The sequence below is a fragment of the Streptomyces sp. AN091965 genome (assembly GCF_022698285.1).
Classification (GTDB): domain Bacteria; phylum Actinomycetota; class Actinomycetes; order Streptomycetales; family Streptomycetaceae; genus Streptomyces.
The window spans coordinates 5,291,737-5,306,847 of the sequence record NZ_JALDMY010000001.1 but is presented as its reverse complement, the minus strand read 5'-3'; the positions used below and the strand labels follow the sequence as shown (position 1 = coordinate 5,306,847).

The following is a 15,111-nucleotide window of genomic DNA, read 5'->3' as shown; positions in this document are numbered from 1 at the left end:
CGGGAGCGGTGCCCCGGCGCGCTACTGCGCCGGAAGCACCCCGGTCTTGTACACCGTGCCCGAGCACGCGTTCAGCACCGTCGCGTCCGCCGACGGGGCGCCCGGCTCCGCCGTGAGGGACACCGCGACGCTGCCGTCCTTGGTGCCGTCCTCGCGGATCAGCTGGGGGGTCACGCCGCCGCCGCTGTCGCCGGTGGCGCCCTCCGAGCCGCTGCCGCCCGCGCCGCCCTCGGACGGGGACGGGTTCGGCGTGGGCTCGCCGCCGTCGGACGGGCACTGCGCCGAGGGCACCCAGGCGAAGCGCACCTCGTACGAGGCGCCGGGCTTGAGGACGAGGGAGCTGGCCTCCTGGGCCGGGTCGGGCAGGCCCGTGCCGTCGCCCGGGGTGTGGTCGACCACGTTGACGGCGGAGGGGCTGGCCGCGCCCTGGGCGGTGGCGGCCACGGCGCCCGCGTTCTCCACGGTGCAGCTGCTGCCGGAGACGTTGGCGACGCGGAAGGTGCCGTAGACCTTGCCCTCGGCGTCGGCGGCCCCCACGGAGCCGGAGGCGCCGAGCTGGGTGGCGTCACAGGCGGGCGAGCTCACCGCGTCGGTGCCGTGGTCGTCGGGCTCGGTGCCCCCGGTGGCGCCGCCCCGGCCCGTCTCGCCCTTGTCCTTGCTGCCCTTCTCCTTGCCCTTGCCGCCCTTGTCCTTGTCGTCCTTCTTCTTTTCCTTCTTCTTGCCGCCCCCGGTCTCCTTGCCGGGGCGGTCGGGGTCCTTGCCCTCGGTGCTGCCGCCCTGGCTGTGCTGGCTGCTGCCCGCACCCGCGATGGACGGCCGCGCGTCGGAGTCGCCCGACGAGCGGGTGACGTGCACGAGCGCGGGCACGGCGGTGGCCGCGAAGAGGACGACGGCGGCCGCGCCGACGAAGGCCTGCCGCTTGCGGGCCCGGCGCACGGGCACCGCGTGCCGGAGCCGGTCCAGGGCCGCGTCGCCCGGCTCGATGTCCTCGACGGCGGTGCGCAGCATCCGCCGCAGCGCCAGCTCGTCGTCGGCGAGGCCGCGCGGCGCGTCGGGGCCGCCGGGGCCGCCGAACGGCGCGGTGCCGCCGTCGAGGGCGGTCAGCCGCCCGAGCCCGCGCAGCTGCTCCGTGACGTCCGGTACGTCGTGTCCGTGGTCGGGGCGGTCGCCGTCGCCCGGCCCGTGCTTCACCGTGTCGTTCCCAGCGTCGTGCTCGTGCTCGTGGTGCTTGCCCATGTCGCCCGCTCCGCTCATGCCGGGGCCTCCATGGCGACCCGCAGGGCGGCGATGCCGCGCGAGCCGTAGGCCTTGACCGAGCCGAGCGATATGCCGAGCGTCTCGGCGACCTGTGCCTCGGTCATGTCCGCGAAGTACCGCAGGACGAGGACCTCGCGCTGGCGGCGCTGCAGGCCGCGCATGGCCTTGATCAGCTCGTCGCGCTCCAGCTGGTCGTACGCACCCTCCTCGGCGCTCGCCATGTCGGGCATCGGCTTGGTGAGGAGCTTCAGGCCGAGGATGCGCCGGCGCAGCGCGGACCGGGAGAGGTTCACCACGGTCTGGCGCAGATACGCGAGGGTCTTCTCGGGGTCGCGGACGCGCTTGCGCGCGGAGTGGACGCGGATGAACGCCTCCTGCACGACGTCCTCGCAGGATGCGGTGTCGTCGAGGAGCAGGGCGGCGAGCCCGAGCAGCGACCGGTAGTGGGCGCGATAGGTCTCGGTGAGGTGGTCGACGGTGGTGCCCGCGGTCACGGCCACCTCATCGCCCTCGCGCTGCGTCGGAATGCGGGCGGGCCGCGTCACGGGCATGGGGGCGATCACCGGCATGCCGCCGGGTACGCGAGGACGGCGGGACGGTCGCAGTGCCGCCGCTCCGCTCGCGGTGAATTCGAGTACCTCTGCCACGCCTGTTGGACACGCTTCCCCCCGTCAGGGTTGTACGCGTCAGGCATGGCGTTCGGCATCGCGCGCGCGACGTGCCTCACAGGCACCGCTCTCCACGGTGCGTCAAAAGCCCCCATGCGTACCAGCTCTTCCCCTATGCCCCAATTGCTTTTCGCAGCGTTCCGGCCGCCCACCGGAGGGCGACGGCGAAGACGCCTGCGCCGCCCGGTCGGTTGCAGGGACCGGAAGCCGAATCTTCGAACGCGCGGACGCCCCAGTTCAAGCGGTCTGGACCAGAGATAGGACACAGAACTTACACAGGTCCTACAGGGTGCTCCGCTTCGGGGAGCCTTTCGGGCAGCCCGGTCTGCCCCCGCGGGCCGCCCCCCGGGGAAGGCCGGTCAGCCGCCCGGGAACTCCCCCGCCACCAGCTCCGCGATCTGCGCCGTGTTCAGGGCGGCGCCCTTGCGCAAGTTGTCCCCGCACACGAAGAGTTCGAGCGCGGCCGGGTCGTCCAGGGCGCGCCGGAGCCGGCCGACCCACGTGGGGTCGGTGCCGACGGCGTCGGCGGGCGTCGGGAACTCACCGGCGGCGGGGTCGTCGAACAGGACGACCCCGGGTGCGGTGGCGAGGATCTCGCGGGCCCGCGCGACGGTCACCTCGCCCTCGAAGCGCGCGTGGACCGTCAGCGAGTGCGTCGTGACGACCGGCACCCGTACGCACGTCACCGCGACCTTCAGGTCCGGCAGACCGAGGATCTTCCGGGACTCGTCCCGGACCTTCATCTCCTCCGACGACCAGCCGTCGTCGCGTACGGAACCGACCCAGGGCACCACGTTCAGCGCGACGGGCTCCGGGAAGGGCCCGGTGTCGTCCCCGACGGCGCGGCGCAGATCGCCGGGCCCGGTGCCGAGGTCGCTGTCCGCGACGAGCCTGAGCTGGCGCCGCAGCGTGTCGACGCCGTCCCGCCCGGCCCCGCTGACGGCCTGGTACGACGAGACCACGAGCTCCCGCAGGCCGAACTCGGCGTGCAGGGCGCCGAGCGCCACGATCATCGAGAGGGTGGTGCAGTTCGGATTGGCGATGATGCCGCGCGGCCGGACGCGCGCGGCGTGCGCATTGACCTCCGGCACGACCAGCGGGACGTCCGGGTCGAGCCGGAAGGCGGCGGAGTTGTCGACCACGACGACGCCCCGCGAGGCGGCGATGGGCGCCCACTGGGCCGCCACCTCGTCGGGCACGTCGAACATGGCGACGTCGACGCCCTCGAAGACGTCCTCGCTCAGCGCGAGGACCTCGACCTCCTCCCCGCGCACGGCCAGCTTGCGGCCGGCCGAGCGCGGGGAGGCGACGAGTCTGATCTCGCCCCAGATGTCGGCGTGCTGCGACAGGATCTGGAGCATCACCGCGCCGACGGCTCCGGTCGCCCCGACGACCGCGAGCGTCGGCTTGCGGTTCATCGCCCGGTGCCTCCATAGACCACGGCCTCGTCCGAGTCGGAGTCGAGGCCGAAGGCGGTGTGCACGGCGCGCACGGCCTCGTTGACGTCCTCGGCGCGGGTGACCACGGAGATGCGGATCTCGGAGGTGGAGATCAGCTCGATGTTCACGCCCGCGTCCGTCAGTGCCTCGAAGAACGTGGCGGTGACGCCGGGGTTCGTCTTCATGCCCGCGCCGACCAGGGAGATCTTCGCGATCTGGTCGTCGTAGCGCAGCGAGTCGAAGCCGACGCCCGCCTTCGTCTTCTCCAGGGCGTCGATGGCCTTGCGGCCCTCGGCCTTGGGCAGCGTGAAGGAGATGTCGGTGAGGCCCGTCGCGGCGGCCGACACGTTCTGGACGATCATGTCGAGGTTGATCTCGGCGTCGGCGACGGCGCGGAAGATCGCGGCGGCCTCGCCCGGCTTGTCCGGCACGCCGACGACCGTGATCTTGGCCTCGGACGTGTCGTGCGCGACACCAGAGATGATCGCCTGCTCCACCTTGCGGTCCCCTTGCGGTTCGTTGCTGACCCACGTGCCCTGCAGCCCACTGAAGGAGGACCGCACGTGGATCGGGATGTTGTAACGGCGCGCGTACTCCACACAGCGGTGGAGCAGCACCTTGGACCCGGAGCTGGCCAGCTCCAGCATGTCTCCGAAGCTGATCCAGTCGATCTTCCGGGCCTTCTTCACGACGCGCGGGTCGGCGGTGAAGACGCCGTCCACGTCCGTGTAGATCTCGCACACCTCCGCGTCGAGCGCGGCGGCGAGGGCGACGGCGGTGGTGTCGGACCCGCCACGACCCAGGGTCGTGATGTCCTTCTTGTCCTGGCTCACGCCCTGGAAACCGGCGACGATGGCGATGTTGCCCTCGTCGAGCGCGGTCCGGATGCGGCCCGGCGTCACATCGATGATCCGGGCTTTGTTGTGGACCGAGTCGGTGATGACACCGGCCTGGCTGCCCGTGAACGACTGGGCCTCGTGGCCCAGGTTTTTGATCGCCATGGCCAGCAGGGCCATGGAGATCCGCTCTCCGGCGGTCAGCAGCATGTCGAATTCGCGCCCGGCAGGGATCGGTGACACCTGCCCGGCAAGATCGATCAACTCATCCGTCGTGTCACCCATCGCCGACACCACGACGACCACCTGGTGGCCGTTCTTCTTGGCGTCGACGATGCGCTTGGCGACCCGCTTGATGCCCTCGGCATCGGCTACGGAGGAGCCTCCGTACTTCTGCACGACAAGGCCCACGTGCGCTCCTCGCTCAGTTACGTCTCTTCCCGCCCACGGCGGTCGGCTCAGTCTAACGAGCGGCCGAATTCCGCCACGGAAGTATCAGATCGTGAGATGTCCCGCTCACGCCTTGATCACCCGGTGCTCCTTGCCCTCCGGCCGCTCCGGACACTCCACTGCCCGCTACGGAGCGGAGCACTCCGTAAAGTGGGGTGGGTCACAGGGGCGCGCGAGGGCCGCACGGGACTCCCCCTCAGTCCGCGTACTCCTTGAGCTTCTCCGTGTCGAGGGTGAAGCCCACCCAGCGCATCGAGGCGTCCTCGATCGTGAGGTGTTCCTTGATCCAGCGCAGCTGCCCCGCCTCGGCCAGGCGGCCCACCGACGTCCGCAATACGAAGGGCTTCCCGATGGCCGCGGAGGGGCTGCGGGCTAGCGGACGGCGGGGTTCGTGGACGGGGGGCCGGTCTGCTCCAGCGCCTCGGACAGGCTGCTCCGGACACTCCCTGTCAGCCCGTGCCCGTCGCCCAGCGCACGGACGCAGACGTCCAGCGTCCGCTCGAGCAGCGTGATCGCTCGCGACGGGTCGCCCGCCGCCTGGTGGACGCGGGCGAGGTGCAGCTGCGACCGCAGCGCGTCCGGGTGTTCTCCGCCCAGCGTCCGCGCGCGATCGGCGACCGTCTGCTCCAGCAGGGCCACCGCGCGCTCCAGGTCTCCCGCGGCCTCACAGCAGTACGCGACGTTGCTGCGCACGACATGGGTGAAGGGGTGATCGCCGCCGAGCACGCGCACGCAGTCGTCCAGCGTCTCCTCGAACATCGGGGCCGCACGCGCCAATTGCCCCGACAGGAGATACGCGTCCGCGAGATTGTTGCGCGAGAGCAGCGTGCTCAGATGGTCGGAGCCCAGGAGGCGCATGCGGTCGGACAGGTTCCGCTCGTGCAGCGGGGTCGCCCGCTCCAGGTCCCCCGCTGACTGATAGGCACTCGCGAGGTTGTTCCGCACGATGAGCGTGTGCGGATCGTCGTCGCCGCTCACTTCGATCCGGGCCGTCAGCGTCCGCTCCAGCAGCGCGATCGCCTCGTCCAGGTCCCCCGCCGCCTCGTACGCGCTCGCGAGGTTGTTGTAGGCGGTCAACGTGCTGGTGTGCTTCTCGCCGAACAGGCGGGACGAAGCGTCCACGGAGCGGTGCAGGAGTGCGATGGCCCGGCCCCGCTGCCCCTGACCCGCCAGGTACTGCGCCCACTCGTTGAGGGCGAAGTCGGTGTCCTCGGTGTCGTCGGCGGGGTCGACCGCGTCCAGCAGGGCTTCGACGTGCGGCAGCAGGCGCCGCCACCCGGGCCAGCCCGCGACGTTGAGGCGCGGGTCGAACGGCAGTACGCGCCGCAACGCCGCTGCCGCCCCGTCCCGCGCCCGGGTGATCCGCTCGGGTGTCCGGTGCGGATCCTCGGGTGAGACCGTGCGCGCCACCCGCTGGACGAGGCGGTGCACGCCCAGCGTCCCCCGGCCCAGCACGATCAGGTTGTAGTCGGCGAGCAGCCCGAGGAGTTGGGCCAGGTCCAGCTCGTCCTCGGCCAGCTCCGTGAACAGTTCCCGGGGGATCTCCGTGGGCGCGTACCACGCGGCCGTGCACAGGAGGTCCACCGCGCGGGGGTCCCTGGCATGCACGGCGTCGAGGGTGATGCGCCAGATCCGGGCCACGGTCCGCGTCGGGTCCGCGCCGCCGGGCGCGGCGGCCGTCGTGCGCTCCGGGTACCGCCGGAGCATGAGCCGGTACTCCCCCAGCGTGCTCCCGGTCTGCGCGACGAACGCTCCCGCCTGCTCCAACGCCAGGGGCAGATGGCCGAGTTCCTCGGCGAGGGCCCGCGCCTCGGCCTCGGCATCGCCGTCGTCCGTCAGCCGGGCGAGGAGGTCGAGCGACGCGCCCTCGTCCAGGACCGGCAGGGCGATCGGGGCACCCGGCCAGCCGCTCCGGTAACGGCTGGTGATCAAGTACCGGCCGGAGGAGCGCAGTTGCCCCGTCACCGTCGCCGCGTCCTCGGGCCGCTCCACGTTGTCGAACACCAGGAGCCAGCCCGGGTGGGTCTGGAGCCAGCCGACGGCCCAGTCGGCTGCCTGGGTGGTGGTCAGGTCCGAGGCGGCGGCTCCCTGGATGCGCAGGGCAAGGGCGGCGAGGCTCGCCTCGATCAGTTCGCGGCTGTCCGAGCGGATCCACCACACCAGGCGGTACGACCCCACGTGCGCGTGGGCGTAGTGCAACGCCAGGGTCGTCTTGCCGACGCCCCCCAGGCCGTGCAGCGTCTGAGTGATGGTCTGGGAGTCGGCGGCGAGGGCTCGCTCCAGCTCGGCCAGCACGTCCGCACGGCCCACGAAGTGGCGGGACGGCAGCTCGGGAAGGTTGTTGAGGCCGGGCGGGGCCTCGACGTCGTACGCCGTCCACGCGCGCGAAGGCTCCGTGGTCAGGCTCTCCAGGACCAGGTCTCCCACCGCCCGTGCGAAGCCGGGCCGCGCCGCGAGCGACTCCACCGACACCGCCGTGAGCTGGTTCGCCTCGTAGTCCCGGGCCCGGTCCGTGGCGAGGACGCCGATCAGCCGCCCCTGTGCGAACAGGGCGGCACCGGAGGCCCCGGCCCAGCGCCCCTCCCCCCTGCTCGGCGCGGCGACTCCGTCGACGTACACCGTGATCACGCCGTTCGCCTTCAGCCCCGTCAGGGTCTCGACGTGCCCGCGGACCTCCTTCGTGTCCCGGACGCCGTCCCGTACCTCCGAGCGGGGAAAGCCGACGGCCAGACAAGAGAGCCTGCCCTCCGTCGGAGGAGCCGCTCCGTCGACGCGGCCCCATCGCACCGGCTCGCCTCCCGGTGGCGCCCAGCACCCACCCACGAGCCGGACCAGTGCCGCGTCCGGGGCGCCGGCCTCCTCCACGGGCCAGAGCACCTCGGCCCGCGCCCACGCGTCGCCGCCGAGGAGCCTGACCTCCACCTCCCCGGCGCCCCGCACGGTGTGGAGCGCCGTCAGGACCAGCCGGTCCGCGACGAGGTAGCCGGTGCCGGAGAGGCCCGCGTCCGGGTTCCACAGCTCGACGACCCGTCGTACGTCCATCGCGCGCTACCGGGGGCGCCCCTGCGCGTCGTGGTCACCGATGACACGGTCCTCGCCCGCCCCGTCCACCGGCTGGAGGGTCACCTTGAGGCGGTGGGTCGCACCGGTCGAGCGGGCTCCCTTCGCCTCCGCCCCGAAGGGGAGCACGAAGACCTTGGCCCGTGCCTCGCCCTCCTTGCGGACGTCGACGGAGAACTCCAGCTCCACGGGTCCCGTACGGAACCGCACGTTCTCGTCCCGGCCCGCTTCCTCCGCCCGGCGCAGCTCCGCGCGCACCGCGCCGATCGCTTCCGCGAGCCCCGCCCAGGATGTCTCGTCCGCCACCAGCAAGCCCCCTCACCACACGGCAGTAGGGCGCAGCGTAACGCCACGCCCTGCCCCGCGAGCCCGGAAGGCGGCTACTGGACGGGGCGGAGGCCGAGGGGGCCGGCGATTTCCTCGGCCATGACCTTGCCTGCGGCCTCTTCCAGGGTCTCGTCCGCGAGGTCCTGGTCGGTGTCGAGGCCGTTGAGGTCCTCCAGGGGCTGGTTCAGCCGGACGTGGGCGACCAGGGACTGGAGGGCGCGCAGGGACGCGGAGGCCGTGGAGCCCCAGTTGGAGAAGTAGGAGAACTGCCACCACCACAGGGCCTCCGTGGTGCGGCCCTCGCGGTAGTGGGCCAGGCCGTGGCGGAGGTCCGTGACGACGTCGGCCAGGTCGTCGGAGATGCGGCAGGCGACCGGGGCCTTGCGCGGCTCGTAGGGGTCGAAGACCTCGGAGTAGACGTCGATCGGGTCGAGCAGGACGGCCAGGCGCTCGCGCAGCTCGTCCACGTCGCCCTCGGGGCCCAGGTCAGGCTCGTAGCGCTCGTCGGGGACGATGTCCTCGTGCGCGCCGAGGCGGCCCCCGGCCAGGAGCAGCTGGGAGACCTCCAGGAGGAGGAAGGGGACGGCCGAGTCCGGCTCGGCGCCCCGGGCGACCTCCGTGACCGCGACGATGAAGCTCTCGATCTGGTCGGAGATCTGGACCGCGAAGTCGTCCGGGTCCTGGGACGCGGCGTGCACCAGCGTCTTCGGCTGCGGCTCAGGTGACTTAGACATCTAGGAGTCGTCTCCCCTCGAAAGCGCGGCCCAGGGTGACCTCGTCCGCGTATTCCAGATCTCCCCCGACAGGGAGTCCGCTGGCCAGGCGGGTGACCTTCAGGCCCATCGGCTTGATCATGCGCGCGAGGTACGTCGCCGTGGCCTCGCCCTCCAGGTTCGGGTCCGTCGCCAGGATCAGCTCGGTGACCGTGCCGTCGGCGAGGCGCGCGAGGAGTTCCCGTATGCGCAGGTCGTCGGGGCCCACGCCCTCGATGGGGCTGATGGCGCCGCCGAGCACGTGGTACCGGCCCCGGAACTCGCGGGTCCGCTCGATCGCCACGACGTCCTTGGGCTCCTCGACCACACAGATGACCGAGGGGTCCCTGCGGGCGTCACGGCAGATGTTGCAGAGCTCCTCCTGCGCCACGTTCCCGCAGGTCGCGCAGAAGCGGACCTTCTCCTTGACCTCCAGGAGCGCGTGCGCGAGGCGCCGGACGTCCGTCGGCTCCGCCTGGAGGATGTGGAAGGCGATCCGCTGCGCGCTCTTGGGACCGACGCCGGGCAGCCTGCCCAATTCGTCGATGAGGTCCTGGACCACGCCTTCGTACAACGGACTGCCTTTCCTGCGGGTTTTCCGGATCAGTGTTCGGGGGTCAGGGGGCTTTGATACGTACCGTAGTTGGCCGCCGGGCGACTTTGAAGGTAACGGCGATTAGAACGGCAGGCCGGGGATGCCGCCGCCGCCCAGGCCCTGCGCGAGCGGGCCGAGCTTCTGCTGCTGGAGCGCCTGCGCGTTCTCGTTCGCCGCGTGCACGGCGGCCACGACCAGGTCCGCGAGGGTCTCCGTGTCCTCCGGGTCGACCGCCTTCGGGTCGATCACGAGGGCGCGCAGCTCACCGGAACCGGTGACCGTGGCCTTGACGAGGCCGCCGCCCGCCTGGCCTTCGACCTCCGTGCGCGCCAGCTCCTCCTGTGCGCTCGCGAGGTCCTGCTGCATCTTCTGGGCCTGCTGGAGCAGCTGCTGCATGTTGGGCTGTCCACCACCGGGGATCACGATCAGCTCCTGGTGTCGGTCGAGTGCGTACGACGTGCTTGTCGGGCGGGTTGACGCCTGGCACGAGCCTACGTGGTGACGGAGGCGAGCGCCCCGGCACTCCCGGCGGCACTCTTTCGGGTGAGATCGACGGTGCTCCTATACCTGATCAAGCACCCCTTCCAGGAGGAAAAGCCGTGAAAACGGCCGCATAGCCACCCATTGGGCGGTAGGACTTGTGCTCGCGCAGAGGCACCGTCCATTACGTTGCGTCACTTATGCGGAACTTATGCGGAAGCCGAGGGAGTGCCGGGTGAGCCACCACCAGCCGGAGATGCAGCCTGAGGGGGTGCCCCATGGGCACGAGGCAGGGGCGGGGGCGCCGGGCGGCGCGGGTGGCGGGCTCGGGGGTGCCCCGGGCGGCCGGGAGTTCCCCACCGGCGACTGGGGCGAGCCCGCGGCGCGGCTCGACGAGCTGTACCGGTGGGTGGAGCGGGGTGCGCTCGACACCGCCGGGTGGTATCTGCGCGACCGCGTCCGCAAGCGGCGCGGGGCCCGGATCCTCCGCGGCGGCGCCGCGCTCGGGGCGCTCGGGGCCGGGGTGCTGCCGCTGCTCGACCTGGTCGGGGCGGCGGGGGGCGTGGCCACGTGGGGATTCGTTTCGCTGCTCGCGGGGGTCGCGTGCGTGGGGTGCGACCGGTACTTCGGGTTCACGTCCGGGTGGATGCGGGACGTCGCCACCGCGCAGGCGGTGCAGCGGCGGTTGCAGGTGCTGCAGTTCGACTGGGCGTCGGAGAGCGTGCGGGAGGTGCTCGGGCCGACGGAGGGGACCGCGAGCGAGGCGGCGGAGCGGTGCCTCGGGGTGCTGCGGAGGTTCTCCGACGACGTGACCGAGCTGGTGCGGGCCGAGACCGTGGACTGGATGGTGGAGTTCCGCGCGGGGGCCGCGCCGCTCGCCATGCAGACCGGCGCGGGCGGGGCCGTGCCCGCCCCCGCCCGCGAGCCCGGCGGGGCCTCCGGCCGCTTCCCGCTGCCGCCGGGGGCCCGGCCGAACATGCCCCGGCAGCGGCCGCCGGAGCCGCGCTGAGGCGAGGGCGCCTCGGCTGCGCGGCGGGCCCCGGTCTCACAGCTGGGCGGCGCCCGGGGACGCCCCGCGCGCCCGCCGGGCGGACCGGCCGCCCGGCGGCGGCACGGCCCGAGGCTAGCTGTAGATGATCATTGAGCCCTGGGCCAGGCTCCGGGTCGTGGCCGCGTGGAGGCCGAGCCACACGTGGCGTTCGCGGGCGAACGGGCTGGAGTCGTGGGGCGGCGGCGGAGCCGGCTCCTCCAGGGTCGTGGGGGACCGGGGCGGGGCCGGGGGCAGCGGCGGGTTCGCGGGGTCTATGCCGAGGGACGGCGCCACGAACTCCAGCTCGCGCAGGAGCGCGTGGGAGGACCCGAGCGGACCCCCGCCCGCGAGCAGCTCGTCGTTGGCGAGCGGCGCGGGGAAGTCCACGGGCACGTACGCCCCGGCGTGGTCGTAGTGCCACACCAGGTGCGACTGCTGGGCGGTCGCGTCGAACATCTCCAGGAGCTGTTCGTAGTCCCCGCCGAGTTCGTCGACCGGAGTGACCTCCAGGCCGCAGACGCGCAGCAGGTACGCGCGCCGCAGGAAATGCAGCGCGTCGTAGTCGAAGCCCGCCACCGGTGCCACGTCGCCGGACAGGCCCGGCATGTACGCGTAGACGGGGATCGTCGGCAGCCCCGCCTCGGTCAGCGCCTTGTCGTACGCGGCGAGTTCCTCCGCGAAGGGGTTGTCGGGGCTGTGGCACAGCACATCGACGAGCGGGACGAGCCACAAGTCGCAGGCCAAGAAGGGCTCCTCGGGTCAGAACGTCGGACGTCGGACGACGCGGGGGTTCGGACGGGTCGGGTGGGGGGTCGGTCGCGCGGTCGGGGCGGACGGGGAAGGGGCGGAAGCGGGGGGGCGGACAAGGTGGTGGACGGGCGCGCGGGGGCGCACGCGGGGGTCGGCTACCGTGCGTGTTGTTCCCGCAGCGTAGTGGCAGCGGGGCCGCTCGGACTCCCCCCTTGCACGTCCCAGATCCACACCCCGTCTACCCACTTTCCGCGCTGTCCAAGAAGATCGTCGAGGGAGCTGCGCAGCGCCGTGTCGGCGGCCTGCGGGGCGAGCACGACGACGCCCGCGTTCCAGTACCGCAGGTCCTCGCGCACGGCCCGCCGCCAGGCGTCCGTGGCCCGCACCGCGCGGCCGGTGCCCCGGATGTCGCGCAGCAGGTTGGAGGTGTTGCGGGGCGGGGCGCCGTAGATGCCGACGCGGTCCGGGCCCCAGGGCCCGTTGAAGTACCCGCCGGGGAGCCGGAAGCCCAGGCCCGCGGTGGTCTGCCAGTGCAGCGCCTCCGCGTTTCCGGGGTCGGGCAGCGGCACCGGGACGAGTGTCTCGCCCGCCGCCGTGTCGACGTACCGCTTCCAGGTGCCGTCGGCGATGAACGCCGGGACCTCGATCCGGTCCACGGCCTTCAGGGGCAGCGGTACGAGGGGCAGCAGGGCGGCGGCGACCGCGCCGAGGCCCGCGTACCGCAGGACGGCGGCCCGGGTGCGGCCCGGTGTCGCGGCCCACGCCGGGGCCCGTCGGGTCCGCTCGACGAGGCCCTCGACCGCGAGCGCGACGAGCATGCCGAGCGCCGGAGCGCACACCATCGCGACGCGCCCCTCGATGACCGACTCGAACAGCGGCCGGTCGGAGAGGAGGGCCCACGGCCCCGGCAGGACCACGTCCGTCAGCGGGATGCGGAACTTCGGGCCCAGGGACAGGAACGCCGCCGCGACCGCCGTGAACGCGAGCGCCTTCACCGCGGGGCGCCGCCACAGCCACACCACGATCGCGAGGGCGAGGGCGACCAGCGGCCAGCCGTAGAAGGCGTTCTGCTCGGTCGGGTTCATCGAGAGCGAGGCGGCCGTCCCCGCGTCGCCCGCGAGGGAGCGCTCGGCGAAGGACAGCAGGGCGAGCGGGCTGTTGCCCGCGTCGTCGCCGTGCAGCACGCTCTTGTAGCTCTGCGGCCCGAAGAACTGCCACCACAGCGGGAAGGCGACCAGCGGCAGACAGACGCCGATGCCGATCGCCAGGCCCCGCGCCAGGGGGCGCCAGGCGGCGCGCGCGACATCGCGGCGCACCACCGCGTAGGCGAGGGTGAACAGCACCATCCCCATCGCCGCGAGCAGCAGCGGCTCCTCGCCGAGGAAGATCTGGTACGTCGTGAACAGGCCGAGGACGACGCCGTCCCGTACGACGTGACGGCCCGCGCACAGGCGCAGCGCCCGGTCGATGATCAGCGGGATCATGAACAGGACGATGAAGTTCGGGTGCGCGTGGGCGTGGCTGACCATCGGCGGTGCGAAGGCGGCGAGCGCCGCGCCCACGGCGGCGGCTCCCCGGTGCCGCACGAGACGGCGGCGGAGCAGCCAGTACCAGGCGGTCGCGGTGGCGGCGAGGCCCAGGGTCATCGCCACGTTCAGGCTGACGGCCGGGCCGAGCGTCCAGGTCACGGGGGCCAGCGGGACGGACAGGCCGAGCATGACCGTGTTGGCCATGAGGTTCACGCCGTCCGGGACGTTCTGGAAGGTCGTGAACAGGGGGTTGTCGAGGTGTCTGACGTTGTGGGCGGTGACCTCGAAGAACCACTCCCACTGGTTCTGGTCCTGGAGGGCGTGCGGCAGGTACCGGGTGTCCGGGGAGATCCAGCGCCGCGCGTACAGGGTGGTCGACGCGATCAGGAACAGGGCGGCGACGAGCAGGTCGGCGGGGCGCAGCGCGCGGGCGCGCAGCGCGGTCAGCTCGGCCAGGACGCGGACGTAGTCCGTGGGCCGCACCTTGGAGCCCTCCTGGTGCGACCACCGCACCGGCACCTCGGCGACCGGCCAGCCGCGGGTGCGGAAGTGGTGCAGGATCTCGACGTCGATGCCCCAGCCGCGCAGCCGGGCCGAGGCGAAGGCCTCGCGGGCCCGGTCGCCGTCGAACAGCTTGAACCCGCACTGGGTGTCGCGGATCCCGGGGACGGCGACCGTGCGTATCAGGAGGTTCCCGCCCCGGCCCAGCAGCTCGCGCAGCCGGTGCTGGTGCACGCCGATCGTCGCGCCGGGGCGCGCCCGGGAGCCGACCGCCGCCGCGTTGCCTTCGGCAAGGGCCTTCTCCAGGGCCTCCAGCTCCTCGATGGGCGCGGCGAGGTCGGCGTCCGTGACCAGGACGCGGCGGCCGTAGGAGGCGAGGACGCCCTGGCGCAGGGCGTGGCCCTTGCCGCGGTTGCTCTCGCCGCGGATCAGCTGGATGCGGGGGTCGGCCGCGGCGGCCGCGGCGGCGATCTCCGCCGTGCGGTCCGTGGAGCCGTCGTCGACGACGATCAGCTCCCACGTCGGGGACTGCGGGGCCGCGTCCAGATAGGCGCGGACGGCCTCCAGGGTGGGGGCGAGGCGGCGTTCCTCGTTGAAGGCGGGGATGACGACGCTGAGGTCCACGGCGGTCATCCGGAGGCCCGCTCGTCGTCCCCGGCGGCCAGCGTCTCGATCAGCTTCAGGGAGTGCGCGTTGTACTCCACGACGATCGCGTGCGCGGCGAGCGGGTCGCGGCGCGACACGGCGTCCACGAGCTCCGTGTGCCGCGACCACAGGCGGCCGCGCAGATCGCCGCCGCGCTCCGCCTCGCGGCGCAGGTGCGGGACCGCGCACACCCAGGACTTGACGCGCAGGCGGTGCAGGAAGTCGGCGAGGTAGGCGTTGCCGAAGAGGGCACTCAGCTCGCGCCAGAAGCGCAGGTCGTAGCCGATGAGGACGGTGAGGTCGCCCGCGGCGGCCGCGCGGGCGGCCTCCTCGCCGCGGCGGCGCACCGACACGAATCCGGCCGGCGGGACGGTGCGGCGCTCCGCCGTCACGGCGAGGTCGCGGAAGATGCCGTCCGCGACGAGGCCACGGGCCTCGATCATGCCGCGGTAGTCGGCGAGCGTGTGCTCGTGCACGCGGAAGCCGCGGTGCTGCACGGAGTCGAGAAGGCCCTGCGCGGAGAGGTTCACGAGCGCCTCGCGGACCGGCGTTGCGGAGACGCCGTACTGCTCGGCTATCTCCTTCACCGTGAACTCCTGCCCCGGTATGAGGCGGCCCGCGAGGATCTCGTCGCGCAGGGCGTCGGCGATCTGCTGGCGCAGGGTGCTGCGGATGACGGCGGGGCCGTCGGCTCCGGGCATGGTGGGTGGCCTCCCCCTGCGAGGTCTGGTGCGGCTTCGCTCGACGACGTCGGCACGCGTCGTCGCTCACGAGCACGTCAGACTACGCGGT

Annotated in this window: 14 protein-coding genes; 1 reads left to right on the top strand and 13 read right to left on the bottom strand. The window is 72.8% G+C overall.

Annotated features, from left to right (window positions below; all coding sequences use genetic code 11):
- Positions 1-21: 21 nt before the first annotated feature.
- From MQV74_RS22515 to MQV74_RS22470, 10 genes are all read right to left on the bottom strand, one after another.
- Entirely contained in the window at positions 22-1,254 is a 1,233-nt protein-coding gene (locus MQV74_RS22515) for a hypothetical protein (RefSeq protein WP_242720334.1), read from the bottom strand.
- On the bottom strand, positions 1,251-1,904 hold the full coding sequence (locus MQV74_RS22510; RefSeq protein ID WP_078869075.1) for a SigE family RNA polymerase sigma factor: 654 nt from the start codon (positions 1,902-1,904) through the stop codon (positions 1,251-1,253). The genes MQV74_RS22515 and MQV74_RS22510 overlap by 4 nt, the downstream gene beginning before the upstream one ends.
- Before the next feature lie 380 nt (positions 1,905-2,284).
- Positions 2,285-3,343 (bottom strand): aspartate-semialdehyde dehydrogenase, encoded by a 1,059-nt coding sequence (locus MQV74_RS22505; protein WP_242720332.1) that lies wholly within the window; start codon positions 3,341-3,343, stop codon positions 2,285-2,287.
- The gene (locus MQV74_RS22500; RefSeq protein ID WP_030682780.1) at positions 3,340-4,611 is read right to left on the bottom strand and encodes an aspartate kinase; all 1,272 of its coding nucleotides are present in this window, start codon (positions 4,609-4,611) and stop codon (positions 3,340-3,342) included. Before MQV74_RS22500 ends, MQV74_RS22505 begins: the two co-directional genes overlap by 4 nt.
- Before the next feature lie 235 nt (positions 4,612-4,846).
- Positions 4,847-4,984, bottom strand: a complete 138-nt coding sequence (locus MQV74_RS22495) for a hypothetical protein (RefSeq protein WP_242720322.1) — start codon at positions 4,982-4,984, stop codon at positions 4,847-4,849.
- A gap of 38 nt (positions 4,985-5,022) precedes the next feature.
- The gene (locus MQV74_RS22490; protein ID WP_242720321.1) at positions 5,023-7,692 is read right to left on the bottom strand and encodes a tetratricopeptide repeat protein; all 2,670 of its coding nucleotides are present in this window, start codon (positions 7,690-7,692) and stop codon (positions 5,023-5,025) included.
- A 6-nt stretch (positions 7,693-7,698) separates the two neighbouring features.
- Positions 7,699-8,016 (bottom strand): trypco2 family protein, encoded by a 318-nt coding sequence (locus MQV74_RS22485; protein WP_242720319.1) that lies wholly within the window; start codon positions 8,014-8,016, stop codon positions 7,699-7,701.
- Positions 8,017-8,090: 74 nt separating this feature from the next.
- The gene (locus MQV74_RS22480; protein ID WP_242720317.1) at positions 8,091-8,771 is read right to left on the bottom strand and encodes a DUF5063 domain-containing protein; all 681 of its coding nucleotides are present in this window, start codon (positions 8,769-8,771) and stop codon (positions 8,091-8,093) included.
- Positions 8,764-9,363 carry a recombination mediator RecR gene (gene recR, locus MQV74_RS22475; protein WP_030682774.1) on the bottom strand — a complete coding sequence of 200 codons (600 nt, stop codon included), beginning with the start codon at positions 9,361-9,363 and terminating at the stop codon, positions 8,764-8,766. Before recR ends, MQV74_RS22480 begins: the two co-directional genes overlap by 8 nt.
- Before the next feature lie 102 nt (positions 9,364-9,465).
- Positions 9,466-9,807 (bottom strand): YbaB/EbfC family nucleoid-associated protein, encoded by a 342-nt coding sequence (locus MQV74_RS22470; RefSeq protein ID WP_242720315.1) that lies wholly within the window; start codon positions 9,805-9,807, stop codon positions 9,466-9,468.
- 268 nt (positions 9,808-10,075) lie between these two features.
- Between MQV74_RS22470 and MQV74_RS22465 the strand changes: the two genes are divergently transcribed.
- Positions 10,076-10,873, top strand: a complete 798-nt coding sequence (locus MQV74_RS22465; RefSeq protein WP_242720313.1) for an SLATT domain-containing protein — start codon at positions 10,076-10,078, stop codon at positions 10,871-10,873.
- A 114-nt stretch (positions 10,874-10,987) separates the two neighbouring features.
- Here the strand turns inward: MQV74_RS22465 and MQV74_RS22460 are convergent, their stop codons facing one another.
- From MQV74_RS22460 to MQV74_RS22450, 3 genes are all read right to left on the bottom strand, one after another.
- Positions 10,988-11,638: a hypothetical protein gene (locus MQV74_RS22460; protein WP_138960977.1), complete on the bottom strand. Its 651-nt coding sequence runs from the start codon at positions 11,636-11,638 to the stop codon at positions 10,988-10,990.
- A gap of 161 nt (positions 11,639-11,799) precedes the next feature.
- Entirely contained in the window at positions 11,800-14,307 is a 2,508-nt protein-coding gene (locus MQV74_RS22455) for a dolichyl-phosphate beta-glucosyltransferase (RefSeq protein ID WP_242720311.1), read from the bottom strand.
- The gene (locus MQV74_RS22450; protein WP_242720309.1) at positions 14,304-15,020 is read right to left on the bottom strand and encodes a GntR family transcriptional regulator; all 717 of its coding nucleotides are present in this window, start codon (positions 15,018-15,020) and stop codon (positions 14,304-14,306) included. The genes MQV74_RS22455 and MQV74_RS22450 overlap by 4 nt, the downstream gene beginning before the upstream one ends.
- Between the last annotated feature and the right edge of the window lie 91 nt (positions 15,021-15,111).

Coding starts and splice junctions, on each gene's coding strand:
- MQV74_RS22515 (WP_242720334.1), bottom strand. CDS start 1,254: ATGAGCGGAGCGGGCGACATGGGCAAGCACCACGAGCACGAGCACGAC.
- MQV74_RS22505 (WP_242720332.1), bottom strand. CDS start 3,343: ATGAACCGCAAGCCGACGCTCGCGGTCGTCGGGGCGACCGGAGCCGTC.
- MQV74_RS22490 (WP_242720321.1), bottom strand. CDS start 7,692: ATGGACGTACGACGGGTCGTCGAGCTGTGGAACCCGGACGCGGGCCTC.
- MQV74_RS22480 (WP_242720317.1), bottom strand. CDS start 8,771: ATGTCTAAGTCACCTGAGCCGCAGCCGAAGACGCTGGTGCACGCCGCG.
- MQV74_RS22465 (WP_242720313.1), top strand. CDS start 10,076: ATGCGGAAGCCGAGGGAGTGCCGGGTGAGCCACCACCAGCCGGAGATG.
- MQV74_RS22455 (WP_242720311.1), bottom strand. CDS start 14,307: ATGACCGCCGTGGACCTCAGCGTCGTCATCCCCGCCTTCAACGAGGAA.
- MQV74_RS22450 (WP_242720309.1), bottom strand. CDS start 15,020: ATGCCCGGAGCCGACGGCCCCGCCGTCATCCGCAGCACCCTGCGCCAG.